The 21,133-nt window shown below is 64.4% G+C and carries 2 protein-coding genes (1 of these 2 only partly in view); both read right to left on the minus strand.

Features of this window, described 5'->3' with window-relative positions:
- On the minus strand, nt 1-828 hold the full coding sequence (locus tag HOP53_RS04890) for a hypothetical protein (RefSeq protein WP_234268965.1): 828 nt from the start codon (nt 826-828) through the stop codon (nt 1-3).
- Nucleotides 821-21,133, minus strand: the 3' portion of a protein-coding gene (locus HOP53_RS04895) for an LEPR-XLL domain-containing protein (protein ID WP_234269723.1). Its footprint extends 5,868 nt past the window's final position; only the last 20,313 of its 26,181 coding nucleotides appear in the window; the start codon falls outside the window, past its right edge — the gene reads right to left on this strand; the stop codon is at nt 821-823. Before HOP53_RS04895 ends, HOP53_RS04890 begins: the two co-directional genes overlap by 8 nt.

A 21,133-nucleotide genomic window follows, 5' to 3' on the forward strand; every position in this document is an offset into this window, starting at 1 on the left:
TTACGGCTTGCACAACCGGGCCCCGTGATAACAGGTCAGGAACGGTTGGCCGTCGTCGCCGATACCGAACGACAGATTACCCAGCATTTCGCTGCCGTGGGCTGCGACCCACTCCACCACGGTACTCCGTGGCGCACTCTGCCACTCCCGCACCAGCCCCATGCACAGGCCGGCAATCCCACCCAGCGGCAGCCGGGCCTGGTGCAGATGCAGATTCAACGAGTGGCGCTGCGTCTCTCGCCCGCCCACACGCTCCTCGATGCGCACCGTCAATGGCGGCCAGGGCGTCTGCTTCAGCGCAAAGCTCACCTCCAGTTGTTCCAGCAGATCGGCCAATGCCATTGGCATCTCGGCCAGCAGCGCCTTGATCGCGCGCACGGCTTGGCCGGCACTAGGCTCCAGCACGTAGTCGGATAGCGCAGCGGTCTCGCCCGGTTGCCACTTCCAGGCACGATAGAGAACGAAGCGCGATTCTTGTGCCAATTGCTCAGGCTGGCTCGCCTCCCAGTACACCTTGCAGCGGCCATCCTCGACCCCGAGATGCAGATAGTGCGGCACCTCCCCAGCAGTCGGTTGCAGCTCAGCGAGAAACGCCTGCATGTCCGTGTACTGCATGCCCAGCTGCTCCAGCAGCGCGGGCAACTGCCGAGCGAGTACATCCGCACCGCATGCCGAGACCGGGGCGCTGCACAGCAGGCGATCCGTGGACCAGCGCTGCGGCCGCCACTTGGCGGAACGCTCGATGCCATAGGGCATATCCAGCGCCGCCAGGAAGGTCTGCATCATCTCGGCATGCACGCCTCCCGGCAGCGAACGGGCCTCACTCATCCTCGCTGTGCTCCTGGTGACGCTCTGCGCCATTATCACTCTTCATCAGGCGCTGCCACTCACAGGCGGCTTGCTCGCGGCGCAGCGCCGCCATGCGCGCGGGTTCCGTGCCGTTCGTCTTCGAACGCGCCACGCCCCAGCCACTGGCCCCGGCCAAGGCGCCGATCAAGCCGGCGACTTCGAGCGCTGCATCTTCGTCGACCTCCTGGGTGACCTCGGCAGGCTCCCCCTCATCCGCTGCCTCTTGCGGCAACTCGGCTTCTTCCAGCGGCAGCTCCTGCGGCTCGGCTTCCAGCACCTCGTCGCTCGACTCGTTCGTCACATTCTCCGGCGCGGCATCCTGTGACGGCGCCTGGGCTGGGGCCGACGCCTCACCGACACTGGCCGCTACCGAGGAAGCCACGCTGGTACGCAACCCGCTGCTGCCTGCCCCCTGCTGGCGCTCGACCCACTCGTCGATCAGCGTCCGCAGCCCCTCCATGCCCCGTGCCTGGAATCCGGGCTGGTCGTGGCGAGCGAAAAGGTTGCCATTGCCCAGCAGTCCCTGCGGCGTCATGTCGAGCCAGCCCAGTGCCTCCTGCACCTCATCGTCGCGCTCCTCTTCATAGAGGTTCTGCTGCGCCTGACGAATAAGGTCGAGGCGCCCCTGAGCGAGCGTGACGATCGAGGTGATCTGCTCGGCTTCGTTACTGCCGCTGAGCATGATGCGAATACGCGCATACTCACCGATCATGGTGTCGAGGTCGAAGTTGCCGTCGAACCTGTCGTTGCCGGCACCGCCAATGGCGATGTTGCGCCCAGGGCCGGTGATCAAGGTATCGTTGCCGCCCTCGAAGTGGTTGATGGTCTCCACCGTGATCATCTGCGACGTGCGGGTCACGCGGCCGAAGTCGCCGAACAGGATGTCGTTACCCGGCCCACCGTCGAGGTAATCGTTGCCCTTGCCGCCGAACATGATGTCGCGGTCGCTGCCACCGAACAGCCGGTTGTCGCCGCCCAGATCGGTGCGGCCCGTTTCGGCCATGGTGTAACGCCCGCGGGCATCGCTCAGGATCACACCCACATCGCCGATGATCACGGTCTCGCCCGCCACGTTGGTGACATGGTCGTTGCCTACCCCGGCGATCACCTGATCGTTGCCGGTGCCAACGTGGATTACGTCGTTGCCCCCGGTAGAGGCGCGGGTATCCAGGCTCTCCACGCGCTGGCGAATGCCGTCGCGAGCCAGGATCCGGCCATTGTCGCCCAGCACCACGTTGTCACCCGATGTGACGGTGATTCTGTCATTGCCGTGACCGCCAATGATCCAGTCGTTTCCGGCCCCGCTGGTAATGGTGTCATTACCGCCGTGATTGAAATGCAGCGAAGTGAAGGAGAGGATCACGTCATTTTGATCGAACAGCGCCTCGGCGTGATCGCCGGCCAACAGGTCGTTGCCGTCACCACTGTGAATGGTGTTGTTGCCGTCGCCGCCAATCACCAGGTTGCCACCGTGGCCAAGCGTCACAGTGTCATTGCCGCCCCGACCCGGGTTGGTGGACATTGCTTTTACCAGATGCCCTGCGGAGTTCCACACCAGCTCGCCCAGATCAGCCAGTACGACGTTACGGCCATTCTCCCCCGTGATGGTATCGTTGCCTTCACCACCCACGAGCACGTTGTTACCTGCCCCACCGTGCAATTCATCATGCCCGGCTCTCGCGCTAGGCAGAGTCACGAGATGGCGCAACTGCCCGTTGACGAAGGTTAGAACGGCGAAATCCCCTACCAGGACGTCATTCCCTGTGTGGTTTCCGCTCAGCGCCGTGCCGCCGTAGAGAATGTCGTTCCCGCCACCTCCCAGCAGAACGTCGTTACCGCTACCGCCTTCGATGATGTCATCGCCATCAAAGCCCTCGTCGCGAACCACGATCTTCACGATGTTGCTGAAGTCGTTGACACGCCCGAACGTCACATCGGCATGGTCGCCGATCAGGATGTCGTCGCCGCTGCCACCCTGCAGGGTATCGTTGCCGCTACCGCCGATCAGGATGTTGCGCCCACCCGTCACCTCCAGGTGATTGTGGCCATAGGATGCGGGATCGGTACTGTGCACCGAGATCACGCGCTGGCTGTCGAGCAGGCGCAGGTTGGCGATGCCATCACGCGCCTCGAGCTCGATCACGCCATGATCGCCGATCAGAATGTCGTTGCCGTCGCCACCGTACAGGCGATTGTCGCCTGCCATCAGACGATCGCCGGTGGCATGCGCTACGTCACCCGTCGCAGAGTAGAGCGTCATCACCCTATCCGCCTGAGACAGACGCACGCTCAAGTCGACATCGATGCTGCCGTTGCCGTAGAGATGGTTATTGCCACCGACACGGGCATCCAGCGTGTTGTTGCCACCGCCGCCGAACAGCTGGTCGTTACCGGCACCGCCGATCAAGGTGTCGTTGCCGGAACCGCCTACCAGTACCACGCCGCCGATGGCACCACTGGCATCGAGTACGTTGTTGCCCGGATTGGTGAAGGGCTGTGCCAGGCGCGAGGGCTGTCCGCCCACGGCACTGTAGCGCTCCCCGCTGCGCGACGTGTCGCCGAACACGATCAGCGGCATCTGCGCCTCGTAGCCGCCAACGATGCGAATATGGTCGTCACCGCCGCCGCCGTGCACCACGGTCAGCGGCATCTCGCGTATCACCGCCACCGAGCCGGCCGGCGGTAGCGCGACCACGGGACGGTCGAGCAGCAACCCCCCATTCTGAGTGATCTCGAGCACGGTGAAACGCTCGCCACCGACCAACACGCTGTCACCGCGCCGGAAGCCATCTTCGAGCCAGCTACCCGACGAGCGATGCAGTACTGCATGACCGCCCGAGGACGAGACGCTCCAGTCACCATGATGCGCTACCGGATCGGCGTCGATGGTAAGCTGGTCACTGCCGCTGCCGAGCAGTAGTTCGACCACCTCGAAGCCGAAGTAGTGAATACCGCGCTCGTTATCCACGGTGCCACCGTCGCCCAGGCCGTTGTCTTGCTGCAGCCAGCCCTCTCCCATACCCAGGCCGCTCAGGTGTGTGGAGGTCAGCTTGCCGATCAGATCCACGACACTGGCATCGGCATGGATGATCAGCCTATCGGTATCCTTGGCCTCCTGACGGCCGGTTTCGGTTTCGTCGACATCACCATCGTCGTCCTTGTCGAGATAGGCGGATTTCTCACCCGGCAACATGATAGCCGCGCTCAGCGAACGATCGGTATCGCCCACCCCGCCGTTGAGGATGAGCGGGCCCTGAATTCGATCCAGCACGTTGGCCTGCGGGGCGAAAGTCATGTCGTAGGCCGTGTTCTCGGCCGCCACGAAATGATTGTCGGCCGCCACCACGATCTCCACCGGCTGGTACCAGTTGGTCTCGTCGAACACCACCGCTGGCATGGTCACCTGGGTCAATGACAAGGTATCGCCCAGCAGGTGGTCGAGATCGGCCGCCTTGGTGAGATGCAGGTCACCGTTGGCATCGATGTGGTTGATCCGGAAACTACCCGTCAGCGGCTCGCCATCAGACCCAGTCAGGCTCAGGTACATACCTGCATCCAGACCAAGCTCACGCCAATCGCCCTCGCCCAGGCGCAGCACCGGCCCAGCCGTGGTGGCGGCCAATACGGTCACTCCCAGGTTTCCGGTGAACACCTCGTCCAGGATCACCCGCTCACCGAGTACGAACTCAGTGAGGCCATCGCTGAACAGACGAACCGTGACGGGATCGGTCGGCGCTTTGGTAAGGCGCAGCGTATAGCTGTCGGTACCGCCCTGGCGGGTCACGAGCGTCCTGCCATCGGACTGCTGCACCACCAGCGAAGCGCTATCGTTGTCGAACACAGTGACGCGCACCGTGCCCGGGTCGGCATCGGCATAAACCGACGACTCGCCACCGTTGGTTTCGATAGTGAAGGTGACGCGACCGTCCAGACGGTTCTCGACGCGGTCGTTGTCGACCGCCTTGAGCGTCACCACCTGGGCCTCGTCCCAATTATCGGCAGTGAACGTCAGCGTGGTCCCCCCCTCGGCCACGACACGGTCGCCAAAGGCAGAAAGGTCGAGCATTACCGTCACCGTCTCACCGGGCTGCGGTGGGGTGGACAGGCGCAGCGTGAAGCTGCCGTCCTGACCAGTGATGTCGTCGCCCTCGATCAACTGGAGCCGCTCGTTGGGCACGTCGAATACCAGGTCACCGCGATTGGCATCGTAAACCGTGACCATGGTGTTGTTGATCGGCTGCTTCAGCAGGCCTTCGAGCACCTCCGGCAGGGACTCGCCACCAGGCGTCTGCACCTGAGCCTGATAGCTCACCGTCACGCGCCGCGTGCCCTCGACCACGTCGTCCTCGGGGGCCTTGACGAAGATCTCCTGGCGCGGCGTCCATTCACCGTCCTCGAACACGAAGTCGACGGTGATCGCCTGACGATACTCACCATGCTCGTCGAGGGAAAGCAGCACGGTCTCGGCGGTGCGGCCACCAGCCGGCGTGCGGTTGCGATCATTGGTGGACGACATCGCCGCGGACACGGTCAGCGTCACCAGGGTGCCTTCGGCGATGCCGTCGGCCGGCAACGCCAGCGACAGCCACCAGGATGAGGCAGGACCGCCCTCGACCACGCTGGTGTGGCCACCCGGCTGCTCGACGAGCACGGCGCCGCGGCTCTCGTCGGCAACGAGAACCGGCAGGCCATCCGCCAGCAAGCTGTCATACGCCGGATCGAGCGAGCCGGTGCCATGTCCCACCAGACTGCCGCGCCCATCCGGATCGGCCGCAACCACGCGTCCGGTGACGTTGCCGCCGATAATGAAGGAATCGCTGCCCACACCACCGATCAGCTCGGTCACCACGTCGAAGCGCGTGCTGAGAACGTAGAAGGTATCGTCGCCCTCGAGGCCATCGACACGCACGCGTTGTATGTTGTCGAAGCCGATATTGAGACCGGCCCCGAACACACCGTCTTCGGTGATAACGAAGTTGTCGTTGCCTTCGGTACCCAGCACGGTCACGGTGTTGTAACCACTGCCACCATCGATGCTCACCGGTGCATTGATGTTGTACTCGATGTTGTCATCGCCGTTGCCGCCACGTACCTCGATGTTATCGCCGGCGATGAAGGCGCGGATGACGAAGTTGTCGTTGCCATCCTCCCCCTCCATGCGCAGCAGCCCCTTGTTGCTGTAGACGATGAACTCGTCGTTGCCGGCGCCGCCATAGATCACCATGGCCTCGCTGTTGCCATAGCTCAGGTAGCCAAGAGTGGTCTTGGTGACACGAATCTCATCGCCCACCCGCACGCCAGAGGCGTAATAGCCATCCACCGCCGTACCCTCGGGATTGGGATGGTCTTCGAATATCTGACCGATCTGGAAGCGGTCGTTGCCGTTGCCACCGTCCAGGGTCATCAGCGCGGAGGTATCGTCCACCACGAAGACGTCATCGCCGTCATGGCCATTGACCGTGACCCGGCCGTTCATGTCGGCGCCGTAGTTGATGCGCTCTACGTTGCCGCCGGTAACGCCCTGGGTCGAATCTCCCTCCAGCCGCGCGATGAAATTGCGGCGAATCAGGAACAGGTCGCTCATGTCGCCGTCGACGAAGGCCCCCAGGTCGCGGTCGAGCATACCGGGGTAGTCGTCGAAGCCGCGGCCTTCGATGAACAGGAAGTCCACGCCGTCGTTGATCGCCCCGCCGTCGGCCACGGTGATCTCGTAGTTGGCGTTCCCCCCCTGGTGCATCACGATGCGGTAGGTATCGCTGCCGCTACCGCCATCCATCAGCAGGCCATCGGTACGGCTGTTGAGCTCCACCACGGTGAGCGTATCGTCACCCTCACCGCCGAGCAGCTCGATCTCACCGAGCAGCTCATCGGCATGCAGCATCAGGTCGTCGTTACCAGCACCGCCGTAGAAACGCATGCCGTGTTCGGCATGGATGGTGCCGTGCACGCGTAGCGTATCGTTGCCGGCCCCCAGATCCACTTCCAGGCGGCCCAGGGCGTGCTCGCCGTCGAAGGTCACGCGGTCGTCGCCCGTACCGCCCTGGATCAGTACCTGATCGGCCACGATGCTGCCCGCCAGCCACAGCACATCGCCATCATTACCGCCATTCAGCAGTACGCTTGTGGCTTCGATCCGACCCTGCAACTCGAAGCGGTTGTTGCCATTGCCCGTATCCAGCTCAACGGTAGTGGCGAGGAGCGTGGCGTTCTCTTCGATCAGCCAATGCTGTCCTTTTTCGTTGCCGCCACGCATCACGATGGACTCGCCCGCTTCAAGAGTACCTCGCAGTACGCTTGAAGCCTGCGTATCGTCGAGACGCGTACCCAGCAGAGTGCTCTCCCAGGTTTCCACCCGTAGATGGATATCGCGGGAGGCCCTGAGCACGACTTGATCGTCCTCGATGACGATACCGTCGCCTGCGGATACGAAGATGCTGCCCTGCTCGGCCTCCACCAGAACGCCGTTGGTGAACGTCACGATATCGCCGTTGTCGTCGGGATCGCTGCTCTCCATGGCGTAGAGATAGATGTTGCCGGAGTGAGAGATCAGGTTCTCGCTGACCGTCATCGGGCTATTGGTCGTGATCTCGATGTCGCCAGCGGCGGTCAGGCCCTTACCGTCGATCACCAGGTGACCGCTGTTGTTCAGGTACACCTGCCCCTCGCGCGACTCGCCCTGCAGCACACCGGTCGCCGTGGTGATCACCTTGTCCTGACGGCCGATGTTGTGCTGGGCCACGAGGTAGACGCCGTAGGAGAGGATGTTGATCTCGCCCTCGTCCAGAGCGTTGAAGATGTTACCCACCTCCGAAAAGATCAGCGCCAGGGTATTGTCGCTACCGGCCCTGACCTGACCCAGGCGCAAGTCACCGCTGCGGCCCAGGCTGGCACTGCCCAGTACTTCACGTACGAAGGCGGTGTCGGCACTATCGAGATCCAGCCGGCCGATCTCGTCGTCGGTCATGATCGCCAGCAGGCGGTCGGCCTGGCCCACTCCGCCAATGCGGGTCTCCAGGCGCAGGGTCGTGGCCTTGATGTCACCGGCCAGTTCGTTGCCGTTGGTGCCCAGAATCGAGTGCAAGGCACGCAGGTAGACATGTTCACCGGCTTCGATGTAGCCGATGGTCATGCTGCCATCCACCGTATCCAGATAGATATCGTTGCCGGCCTGGGCATTGATCACGCCACCGGGCCGCGTGGCGAACTCCAGGAAATTGTTTTCCCTGCCGATGTTCTCGCCGGCTGTCAGGTGGATATTGTTGGCCAGCATGTTGATCAGCCCGTGGTTCAGGCCGTCGAGGATGCTGCCATCGGCACTCAACCACAGGTCGCCGCTCTGGGAGAACATGGTGCCGATACGCATGTCGCTGCCGAGCGCATGCAGGTGGATACCCTGCTGGGCTCGGGCGGTCACGGTCGCGCCCTCCTTCAGGTCCAGCTGCAGTCGCGAATCGGGGCTGGAGCCGATCTGCCCGTTGGCCGCCTCCAGCACCAGGTCGCCGCTGCGGATCACCAGATCCCCCGTAAGGGTCTGGGCGGCGAGAATGCTGCCCGACACCTTGATGCGGGCATCCGCCCCCGCGTGCAGCTTGGCCAGCCGCAGGCTCGCCTCGCCCTCCTCGGCATCGGCACCGAGGTAGACCGAACCCTCGGCTTCAACGTAGATCTCGCCGCAGTTGTAGACGTTGAAATCCTCAACCAGGCTGATGGAAATGAAGCGAATGACCGGCAGGCCGTCGGGATCGAAGGCTTCGGTGCTGCGCGGGTCGAGAAGCACCGCGGCCAGCTCGACATCTACGCCCGACTCGGCCACCACGTCCAGTGCCGTGGTCAGCACCAGAGTACCGCCGTCCACCGAAACGATCTCGTAATAGAGCCCGTTCTCGGTGATGTTAAGCGACCTGCCATGGATGTCCAGGGTCTCGCCGGGCTTGAACCAGGTGGTGTCCCAAGCCTCGCCATCGGTACGCTCGAGGGTAACGGTGGTGACACCGCCCACTCTATCGCCCACCACGAAATTGACATTGGCTTCCACCGGGGCGTGCTTCAAGTAGCTGACGTCCTGACGCTCCGCAGCGGAGAGCATCAGACGCTGCTCCTCGCTCAGCCCCGCCAGACCGTTGGTCATGTCGAGCAGCTCACGGCCGCTGGCCACACCGATGTTGCCGCCGGCGATCAAGGTGATGTTGCCCGCCGCCTCGACGTTGGCCGCCTGAATCTCGGTACGGGTGCTGGTGGTTTCCTGCAGCAGCCCGGCGCCGATCAGCGACAGCAGCTCCGCCTCGGTCCACTCTTTCACCGAAGACTCGATATTGGCCACCTCGGCAGCCGTCAGGGTCGCCTGATAGTTCAGCTCGCGCAGCAGCGTTGCGGAGCCGTTCTCGTCCACGCCATGGATGGCATGCAGCTGGCGATAGACGGTAGTGCGGTCCTGAGCGATGCCGTCGATTCGCGCCTCGAGGGCGGCCTCGTCGTCGGCCAACGAGGGATCCAGTTCCAGCAAGGCCTCACGATAAGCGCTGCGTTCGCGCTCGGTCAGAATCACGCCTTGGTCGGGGTCATACTCCACCACGCGGCGATAGGTGAGGGTCTGCCCCACGGCAAGCGCTCCACCGGCAGCCAGCAGGCCGTCGGCGGTGACGTCGGCAAGGCTATCAATGGTGAAGAAGTCACTGCCGGACGTGTAGAAGCGATGACCCGCACGCGGATCGTCCGCGGCAATGTCGGGTGCCACCAGTCGCACTTCCGTACGCTCGTCGCCGCTGCCCACTTCCAGCAGCAGGTTGCCGTGCTCGTCGATGCTCTTGATGCGGTAGGTTTCGCCGTCCACCAACCCGCCGATCACATCCTCGCTGGTGGCAAAACGGTAGTTCCAGTAAGTCTGATACTCATTGGCCTTGCGGTCCTTGAGCTCCTGCTTGGCGGCCTCGATGCGTCCGCCCTCTTCGCCGGGAACCAGCCCCATGCGATCCCACACCCCGCGCAGCTGCTCGATGGTGCGCTCGTCGCGTCGGCTATCGTCGTTGCGGTCGAGCAGGTCGCCCGCGGCTCGCAGCCAGACATCGCCCTGGGCACTGACGATGCGCTCCACGCCGAGATCACCGCTGACCTGATGCAAGGCAATATCGCCACGTGCGGTGGCGTTGAGGCGCCCTTCGCCCGACTGCTGAATCAGCAGCGGATTATTGGCAGCGATACTCCCGATGCTGCCGCCCTCGGCAATCAGGGTCAGATTGCCACCCTGCACATGAGCCGTGGTGCCGCCCTGCAGCGTGCCGGCAATCAAACTGCCGGCGGCCATCAGGCTGACGTTGCCGCCGGCATGAGCACGGTTCACGGTCAGGTCACCGTTGAGCTGGTGAACGTTGATGTCGCCGCGCACGGTCACGGCATCCAGACGCATCGGCGGTGCCGCGGCCGCATCCGGACCCAGGCGGTTGTGCAGATCGATGGCGCGGCCATTACCAATGCCATCCTCGGCACGCAACACGATTTCCGCACCGCTGATGCGAATGTCGCGGCGCTGATCGTCGTTCTGACGAATGGCCCCTTCCGTCTTCACGGTGCTGGTGCCGTTGTGGTTGGCGAGATCGCCGATCAGCACAACATCGCCACGAGACTCGACGTTGATGGTGCCGGTCTGATTGCCGATGAATCGAATCTGGACGTCGCGGTTGGCCTCCACCGAGTGGGTATGCAGAATCACGCTCTCGCGCTCCTGCACGAACTTGGCGTAGTTGGTCTTCTTGCCATACCAGGTACTGGTCGACCATTTGTCCACCAGTTGCACCGGGATGTCGTTCCAGTTCTGCAAGGCCTCGCCCGGCTCCGCACCGATCTGGCTCTGCGCGTACCGGTAGCCGGTCTCGTTGGAGGTGTAGAAATAGGAGAGCGAATCCTGCAGCTTGCCGGGGCTGAGTTCGCTGTTGCCCCAGTTTAGCGTGCGCGGGTCGGCGGCCAGTGCATCGATACCCAGCCAGCTGCTGGACCCCTTCACGGCATAGCGCCGCTCGGTGCTGTCCTGAGCCACGCTGAAACCGTAGCGCGCGTCCTCCCTGGGCTTGAAGGTGTAGGTATTGTTGCCATCGGGGTCATAGCGGTATTCGTGCAGCCCGGTGAACTTATCGTCGATGCGCAGGATCCCCTGGCCCGGACGGCTCACGTCCAGCCCGCCTACGGCAAGGGCGTACTGGGTGTTGTTGATCACTTCGATGGTGCCGTAGCCGCCCAGCACTTCGAGCAGTCCGTTACCGGTGTTGACCACGTGGCCGGTGATATCGAGACGACCACCCTCGATGGCAATGTTCTGCACCTCGATCTGGCCGGTGCGCGGGTTGAAGATGGCCAGCGCCGTGCCGCTGGAAGCCGGCAGCACGATGCTGCTGGTGCTGCCGCTGCGGATATGATCGGCGATACGCTGGGCATCGGCGTCGCCCAGCACCAGGCGATAAATATCCTCGCCGGCACGAATGTAGCCGTTGAGGTTGACGAACTCGGCATCGATCACGATCACGCCGGCGGAAAGATCCGGCGAATCGCCACGGCTGTTGCGAATCGCCTCCAGTGCCTCCGCGCTGAGTCCACCGACGCCATCGCCGCTGTGAGCCTTCACCGCCTGAGCATCAGGGTTGCCGCCGGGATTGAACTGCGACAGGCCGCGCACGGAAATCTCCCCGGCCGAGGAAAGCAGCAGGCTCTCGGCACGCATCTCCCCTTCGATCTCCAGCGAGCCCGCCGCATAGGCGACGATCTCGCCGGAGACGTTGCGGGTAAGACCCGTGACCGCGAACAGCACGCTGGCCGCCGGTGAGTTGCCATAGTCGTTGTTGTCGTAGAGGAAAGCGTCACGCGCGGTGTCGCTGAGCCCCTCCAACTGCAAGCCACGCACCAGCGCATCGAGCACCTGGCCCCGCACCCCATCGCTGGAGTCGAAATAGACCCCGCTGCTGTTGACGATGGTGATACGCGGCGTCGCCCCCTCGCTGCCCACCGGGTTGAGCCCCGACAGGCTGGTGGTCAAACTCGAGTTGAGCAGATTGATGGCCGCGGCACTGCCCACCTCGGTGAGGTTGAAGTAAAGCCCGCCGACCACCTGGGGAATCTGTGTGCTACCCAGCACCATGCGTGACGGTGCAGTGTTGAGAATGGTGATGCTGGCATCGCCCGGCGCATCCACCTCGCCGCTGCCGGTGAGGTCGTCGGCGAATACATAGACGGTACCGGCCTGGGCCCACACATCGTCGATGTAGACCGTGAGTTGATCCACCTCGTTGATCAAGATGTCGTTGCCGACCTTCTCGGCAAAGCCTTCATCCAGCAGGCGCTGCTCGATACGAGCAATCTCGTTCGTATAGAAATCGATCAGCTGCTGGTTGCCGGAACTGCGGTACAGCGCGAAGCGCTCCCTGAGATCGCGGAGCTCATCGACGAGCTCGGACTGACCGCGCGTATAGCCCACGCTGAAGCCGATGTCGTCGTAGCCCTCCCGCGCGACCAGGAAATTGCCGGCATTGCCGGTGAACAGCGCGTCGAGTTCGGCCTCCTTGGCATCGATCTCAGCCTGCTTGGCAGCGATCTCGCTCTGCTTCTGAGCGATCTGGCTCTCCCGGGTAGCGATGTCGCCCTGCCTGCCGACGATCGACTGCTCGGTGGTGGCAATGGCAGCGTTCTTGGCCGTAATGGCTGACTGCTTGGCAGCGATCTCGTCCTGCTTGGTCGCGATCTCGCCCTGCTTGGCCGCGATTTCGGCCTCGAGACGAGCGATCTCATCCGTATTCTCGTCATCTTCATCATCAAGAGCAGCAAGCGCGGTGGTGAGGACGTCGAGTTCATCTTCCAGCTCGCCTAGCTCGTCCTCGAGCTCGATCTTCTCCGCCTCCAGCGCCACCAGCTCATCGTTCAACTCGACCAGTTGCTCCTCGAGCAACGCCAGCTCGGCTTCGAGTGCGTCGATCTGGCCAAGCAGTGACAGGATGTCAGGTTCATTGGCGCCGCGAATGGTCTGCAGCTCACTTCGCAGAGACTCCAGCGCCTGGTTGATGTCGCGAGCCAGCGAATCGATATTGGCCATCTCCAGCACCAGGCGCTGATGCCGGTCGATACCGGTACGCACCGTGCCGTCGATGTTGACCCGACCGTTGGAGCGGGTCACCACATCGCCATCGAGTATCTCGGAGCCGCCACCGCCACCCAGGGCGGCATCGATGGCCCCCGTGACCGCCGAAATCCAACTCACGCCCTTGGCCTGGGCATTCATGTCGCTGAAGCCGAAGCGCTCGGTGAACAACGTGATGTCCCTTGCGCCCACCAGCTCGGCACCGCTGCGGATATCGATCAGATGCGACTGGTTCATCTCCGCCCGGGCATTGAGATCCGTGATCGGAATCAGGCTGCCGGCAAAGCTGTCCAGCGTCGCACTCAGCGCGTATACATCGCGATTGCCGCGAATATCGCCGCCTGCCGCGAAGTTGATGTCGCCAAAGGCCGTGGCACTGGCGCCTTCATGCATCACGATGCGATTGTTGGGACTCAAGATCACCCGCACGTCGCCCACGCCTACGGTGGCGGCACCGTAGGTGTCCATCAGCAGGACGGAACTCAGGTCACCCGTGCCGCGCGCCGTCGCCACCAGCTCACCGGCGATGTGCAGCACGGCGTTCTGATGGATCAGCACGCTGGCCGCCATATCGTCATCGCGAATGTGCGAGGTAATGCCGGCGCCGGAGCCGAGGCCGGCAGCGGTGAGGTTGATCTGATCGTGGAAGGTGATGGCGTTGAGTGCCTCCAGACGCAGATCGCCCACGGTAGTGGTCAATTTCGCGCCAGCGCCCACTTCCACACGGGTATCGAGATCGAACAGCGCATCGGTGCTGGCACCGGCGCCGGCCACGGCACCGCCGGCAACACCACGAATGGTATCGTGGCCGTTCCCCGCCAGACGCTCGCGAATCACTTCGCTCTCGGCAAACATGTCCAGGCTGTCAGCCGTGACATTGGCGTTGGCCGAAACGCTTGCCAGGGTATCGGCGGTAATGCGGAAGCGCGCCTCCGCCCCGGTACCGCCGAGCACGCCACCCGCCGCAGCCAGTATCTGGCTCTCCATCTCGAAGATCTGGTTGGCGCGAATCAGAAGCTTGCCGGCATCCGGGTCCGTGGAAGTCAACGGCGCCGTGACGGACAGGGTCGAGGCCCCCACCGTAGCGTGGGTAATGGCCGTCTGGCGCAGGTGGTTACCGGCACCGGCACCGGCGACCACACCGCCGCTGCCGGCCAAGGAGTAGAGCTCCGCCTGCTGGTGACCGCCGGCCTCGACGCTGACTCGCCCCGCGCCGATCAGATGACCATCGCCGATCCTCGCCCGGCTCTGGGTATTCTGGCGCACGTCCACCACGGCAGCACCGGCCGCCACCAAACCACCCACCACGCTGATGGCACGACCTTCCAGCGACGTACGCAGGTCGGTAACGACTCGCAGATGACCGGCCACCTCGATATTGTTGTCGCTCTGCGGCTCGCCCGGCGCGGCACGGTTGGACTGCGTATTGCCGATCACGGCCTCGGCGCGGGCATTGTCGCGCAGAGTGATCACGGTGGCATTGAGGCCCAGCAGCGCCCCGCCGGCGGAGCCGACAGCCCGTGCGTAGAGAGACGGCGCGTCATTCAACAGCGTGCTGCCCGCCTCGACGGTCAGGTTGGCGGCGCGCAGGCTGATGTCGCTGTTGGCGCCGCCAGGCGTGCCCACCTGTGCCAGCACCCGGGTGCCCAGGTTGCCCACCACCACCGAAGCGCCGATACCGACCCCGGCGCTAACCGCCACCCCGAGCGATTCTACGCTGACCCGCGGCGTATGCAGCGCGCTGATGACCACATCGCCCAAGGCGCTGAGGGTAATGCCGCTGCCCAGCCAAGCCTGCACATCGTTGGAAAGACTCACGGTGGAGACGTTAGCGGTGCCCGCACCGGCCAGACCGGCGGCCACGGCAACCACGGTCAGATTGACCCTGTCGAGGCTGGTGGCAGACACCATCACGTTGTTCAACAGGGTATCGTCACCCAGGATCGCACGCTCACCGAGCCACGCCTGAGTGGCACCACTGATCTCGACCACCCCTACGGATATACCCGCCGCCACCTTGCCGATGCTGCCGCCGGCCGCCAACGCCTGATGCTGACGGTCCACACTGGCGCTCAGCGTCAGGTTGCCGGGCGTATTGATGACGACAGCCTGAGCCGGCGTACCGGCATCTTCGATATAGCCCTGCTGGATGCTGCGATCCAGGATGATGGTGCTCTGGCCGCCTATGGCGATACCCAGGGCCGCCGCACCGCCCACGGCATGCAGGTTACTGTTGAGCTCAGCGTGGCTGGCCACGCGAATTTGACCGTCGGCAGCGAGCGAGCTTCCGTAGCCCACGGTGGCACTCACCGCGCCGTTGAGTTCGAGCACGGCGATGGAAATGCCCACGCTGGCGGCGCCGGAAATGGCCGCTCCGCCGGTCACGATCCCCACCTCGAGCAGCTCTTTCGCCTCGACCACGATATCGCCGCCGGCATCGAGCTCGGTGAAGCGCCCCACCTTGGCGGTAGTGTCGCCGATCACCTGGCCGTTCTTCTCGACGTCGAAGCTCACCTGGAAGGTCAGTTCATCGAGGGCCTGGTTGGTGGTCTTGCGGTTGGCCTGGTTCTGATTGCCGGCGTTGGCCGGCGCATCGAAGTCGCGCTCGAAGTCTTCCGGGTCGTACGGGTCGTCGTCGTCATCTTCGATGCCGGAGTCGCCTGAGCTTGCGCTCTCCTGCATGGCATAGTCGCCGTTGGCGAAGCCAGCAAAGGAACCCGAGACCAGTTGGCCAAGCTCCTCGACGTCGGCCACGGCATCCTCGCTGAGCCCCGCTCCCAGGCTGATGACCGAGATGGCACCGTTGAGGCTGAGCGTACCGCTGGCGGTAAAGGCCAATACCGCCGAGTTGATGTCGCGCTCGAGCAGGGCTTCCACACGAATGTCGCCGGCGGCGTGTACCAGGCTGTAATCGTCGATGGATGCCAGAGTGCGCTCGCGCAGCACCATGACCTCCACCGAGGCACCGGCCCCGACGCCACCCACACTGACAGCGCCCACCCCTTGCAGGTAGTCGCCGGCGTTTTCACGTACGTTCATCTTGGTGAGCGTATTGGCGACCACCTCCACCGAACCGCCGGTGGAGCGCAGTTCGCTGCGCTGGCCAGCGTAGCTGGCAACCCGAGCCTCGGTATGAGCATCGGCCATCATCACCGAGAAGGCGCCGGAAAGCGCGCCGCCGCCCACGGCACCGGCTACCACGCTGATGCCCATGTCCAGGGTCTGTCTGGCGGCAATACGGATGTCGTTGCTAGCCGTCAGGCTCGCCCCTTGAATCGACGTCACGGCCCTGGGATTGAGCAGGCCCACCGCCAGCGAAGCACCAGCGCCGAAGCCACCACTGCCGGCCAGAGCCCCGACGATGAAACGCCCGTCGACATGATTCTCGGCGCGCACATCGATGGTGCGGCCCTCGATGCTGGCCTGGCGCACCGTGGCGCGGGTCTCCATGGAGACGTTCACCGCACTGGCGGAGCCGGCCAGCGCCGCACCCGGCGCGATATCCACCGCGATACCCATGACCACGGAGAGGAACACTACAGAGGCCTCGGCCTCGACCATCAGTGCCTCGTCGGCTTTCACCATGGCCTCGGGCGAGCTGTAATCCGAACCGTCGATCCAGGCCTCGGTGCGATGGCCGAGCAGGGTCGTGTCGACACCCGCTGCCCCGGCCAAGCCGGCGCCGATGGCAGCCGCACCGCCGCCGCTGTCGGCGTCGGTATGGTGCAGCGCGCGCACGACGACATCGCCGCCACTACGAACCCTGGCATTCTCGATATAGGCCTGGGTAGAACCGTTGACCCCGTCCACCGTGACGTTGGCCGCCAGCGAACCGATGCCCCCGGCGACCGTGGCCGCCACGGTCAGGAAGGTCATGTGGCTGGTGGCCAACACCACCACCCCCTTGTGATTTTCGGTTTTCCAGCCATCGTCCCAGCGCTGCGTCACGGCGCGACCATCGCCGTTGCCTCGCGCCAGCACGTCGGCATTGCCGCCAATCCAGGCGCGGCTGTCGCTGCCCATCAGATCGACCGATACCCCGCCGCCGATGGCCACGGCCCCGGCGGCCACGGTCCCCAGCACGATACGGCTGGTATCGACCACGTCGGCATGCACCAGCAGGGTGCCGTCGGCACGCACCGTGCCACCATCCACTCTGGCTTCCGCCAGGTTGCGGATCACCGAGCTGCCGGCGTTGGCCGCCCCAGCGCCGAAGGTGCCGTAGGTCACGCCGGCACTGGTAATCAGATTGCTGGAAAGAGAATCGGCGCGAATGACCACGTCACCGCCACCGTGCTGGCGGGTTTCCAGTTCGGCCCCCTGACTGCCCGCCACGATACGGTTCTGGATGTCGTGGTAAACCACCGAGATACCGGCCGCACCGCCCTTCACCGCCACGTTGACCTGAACGCTGGCGGAGGTCATGCGGCTGCTGTCTTCGGCCTCGATCAGAATGTGCTCACCGGCTTCCACGCGGGTAGCGCCGCCCAGCACCTCGGCGCGGATTTCCTTGCGGGTGAAGTTGAGGGTGGTGGTACCGCTCAGCGCGGCGAAGCCCGCCACCGCACCGCCGATGGTGTAAGCGTTGATGCGCGAATCGGAGGTGGCCTCGAGCAGCACGCTACCACCGGCCGTGACCTTGGCACCGTTCTGGATCAGTGCGGCGATAAGGTTGCTGGCATCGTCAGCGGGATTGTCGGGGTTGCCGCCGACATAGTTATAGGCGAAGTAGCCCGCGGCAGCGAAAGCGCCTGCCCCGGAGGCCGCCACGGTGAAGGCGTTCAGGCCCAGGTCGTCGGAGGCGGCAACCCGCACGTCGCCCTCGGCGGTCACCTCGGCGGCATCGATCACCGCCTCGACATTGCTTCGCAGCCAGTTCAACGACAGCGCGCCGGATACGGCCACCTTGCCCGCACCCGCACCGCTGAGCGCAAAACTCCAGATCTGGTCGCCCTGCTCCGGCGTCGCCGGCCGGTCACCGGTCTCTTCTTCTTCGGGAATCAGACTGCTGTCGACGTTCATCTGCGGCACGCCGTCGGTCACTCTGAGCAAGCGAGCCTGAACATCGACGTTACCGTCCGCTGTCACCCGGGTCGCAGCCCCGTCGATACGGGCACTGACGATGGAGGCCATGTCGTTGGTGGCGGAAGCCCCCGCCAGGCCAACGGCACCGGCACCGGCTGCGGCACCGGCAATGTTGATCATGATCGGCGCCACGGAGGCGCTCACACGCACATGGCCGGTGGTGTCGTCACCCGCCACCGCATTGGCCACCACCTGAGCGCCACCGCCTATCCGCGCCAGCAGGTCGTGCTGCATGAAGTTGATGGCGATGGAGCCGGCCAATGCCACCTTGCCCGCCCCGGCACCGCCAGCGGTGATGTTGAGCAGTTGGGCTTCGGCATGGGATTCGACCGTGACGTTGCCCGCCTCGGCAGTCACCTCGGCATTGTCGATCACCGCCGCCACCTGGCCGGCTTTGTAGCCGAAGGTGTTGCCACTTCCCTCCAGGATCAGCATGTCCTGAGAGGCATTGACGTCGTCGTCGCTGGTGTTATCGATAGTTCGCGACGGATCCGAAGGATCGCCGCCGATGTAGTTGAAGGAGATGGCAGCGCCACCGGCCACCTTGCCGGCCCCGGCCACGCCGAAGGCGAAGCTGGCCAGCCCTTTCTTATCGTAGGCTTTCACCTCGACATCGTTGCGCGACACCACCACGGCACCGCCGCTCACCTCGGCGCGAATCGAGCTGCGCATCCAGTTGAGATTCACCGCCGCGGAGCCGGCCGCGGCCCCCGCACCGGAACCGGCAATGCTCACACTCACGACACCGGAGGACCAATTGAGGTTGCCCATGTCACGGGCGGCGATATCCGGCTCCTCCTCGCCCTCAGCGAGCTCGGTGCCCTCGGTTTCCGGATTGACCCCGGTCAGCGCCTCGAGGTCGAAAGCACCACGCTCGGTTTCCTCGGCAAGGCCTGCCCATATCCTGACGTTGTCAGCCTCGAGCCGGCCGCCTTCCACCAGCGCCACGATGGCGTTGTCGGTCTGTACCGTGGTACTGCTGACACCGCCAGCCACCTTGCCGGCGCCGGCGGCACCGATGGCCACCACCACAAGCTGCGCGCTATCGGTGGCCTGAACCTGGATATCGTCACCGGCCGTCAACTGTGAATTCTTGACCTGAGCGACCGTCTGGCCGGACACCAGATTGACCGTCACCGCGCCCGCCAGCCCCACCTTGCCGGCCCCCGCGCCGCCAATGGCCACCGAGACCACCAGCGAGCTGGAAGTGGCGCTGAGCAGCACATCCTCGTCGGTGGTGAGATGACTGTCGAGAATCGTGGCCCGGGTATCGTTGTCGATGATGTTGACCGAGACGCTGCCGGCCAGCGCCGCCTTGCCGGCACCGGCAGCGGCGCCGCTGATGGCGATCAACTGGGTGCGGTCCTGTGCCAGCACCGAGATCGCCTTGGTTGCCTCGATACGCTGGCTATCGATGCCCGCGCGCAGCGAGTTGGCAATGATATTGGCCGAAACACTGCCCGAGCCGGCCACCTTCTTGCTGGCACCCACGCCAATGGTGAGCGTGCGCAACAGGCCGGTATTGGCGGCCAGCACCGCCACGCCGGCCGCCTGCTCGATCACCCCGCCCTGAATCAAGGCGCTGGTGGTGTTGGAGAGATAGTTGACCGAGATGGCAGCACCGAAACCGGCCGTGCCACCAACGCCTACGGCGCCGGAAAGCGACCAGATGCTGCTGCGATCCTCGGCGCTCACCCGCACGGCGAACGGCACGGCGTCTTGCTCGCCTTCTTCACCTTCTGACTGGGGTGCCGTCAGATAAGCGTCCTTGAGCAGCGCCTGGGTGGTGTTCTCGATGCGATTGATCGCCACGGTACCGGCCAGGCCCACGCCTTGGGCGCTGGCGCCGATACCGGCGGAGCCGGCAATGCTGACGATCAGCGCCTCGCTCTTGGCATCCACCGACATACCGGTCACGGCCATGGCAGCGCCATCGCTACCCAGACCATCGACCTGCGCTTGTACATCATGAGAAATCTCGGCATAAGCGGCTGCCCCGCCCACGCCCGCCTTGCCGCCACCGGCCACCGCGCCGGCAACCAGAATGGTATTGGCGGCATCGCGGGCGATGACGCTCACATCGCCCAGGCTGCCGGCCTGAATGTTGAGCAGGCCGGCGTCCACGGTGCGCAACGAGCGCAGCACACTGGCCGATCCGGCAAAACCGAAGCCCTTCTGACCCTTGGCCATGGCCAGCCCCGCCGAGGCAATCACCGCCCAGCCTTCGCGTAACGCATCGACCATCACACCATCACTGTCGAAGCGGTCGATATGGTCGATACGCGCCTGGGTAATACCGTTCTGGAATGCCAGAGTGGCGGCACCGGCCACGGCGACCTGCACGCCGTCGCCGCCGAGAGAGAGCGAAGCGCCACCCGCCAGCAAACCGAGATGGGTACTGTCATTGGCCGCCACGCGGGTCGAACCCGAAACATCGAACAGCTCGAGCCCCTGCACCAGGGCTTGGGTATTGTCGTTGCCGACGTGTACCACCACGGAACCGGAAACGCCGACGCCGAAGCCGCCCTTCTTGTCACCGCCACCGCCGCCAGTGCCACCACCGCTACCGCCGCCCTGACCCAGCTTGCCCGTCAGCTCGGCCAGCACGTTGTCGTAGTTGCTCTGGTTGTTGGGCCACTTGTTGGGGTCGTCTTCACCGCTACCGCCGCCGCTACCGCCGGAACCGGAGCCACTGTCGGAGCTGACGCCACTGGGTGCCTTGCCACCGGCCTTGGCGCCGGCCAGGGCCATGTCGACCACCACCCCGAAGGTGTTGGCCTCGACCAAGGCGTCACCGCCAACGGCAATGCGACCTGCGAAGGCCAGATCCTCGGCCAGGCTGCCGAGCACCGCCGTGGTATCCCGCTCGATCACCGAGACCACCACCGACGCCCCGATGCCGACGCTGCCGCCCTGTGCCACACCACCGGCAATGCCGAAGGCATAGGTATCGTCGTTGGCACTGATGCGCAGCGAAGGGCCTGCAGTTTCGCCTTCCACGCTGCCGTTGCCGATCTTGAGCTGTACGCCGTCCTGCACCTGGGCCAGGGTGAAATTGTTCACGATGTTGGCCACCGCCGTGGC

The sequence above is a fragment of the Billgrantia ethanolica genome (assembly GCF_021404305.1).
Taxonomy (GTDB): Bacteria; Pseudomonadota; Gammaproteobacteria; order Pseudomonadales; family Halomonadaceae; genus Halomonas; species Halomonas ethanolica.

Coding starts and splice junctions, on each gene's coding strand:
- HOP53_RS04890 (WP_234268965.1), bottom strand. CDS start 828: ATGAGTGAGGCCCGTTCGCTGCCGGGAGGCGTGCATGCCGAGATGATG.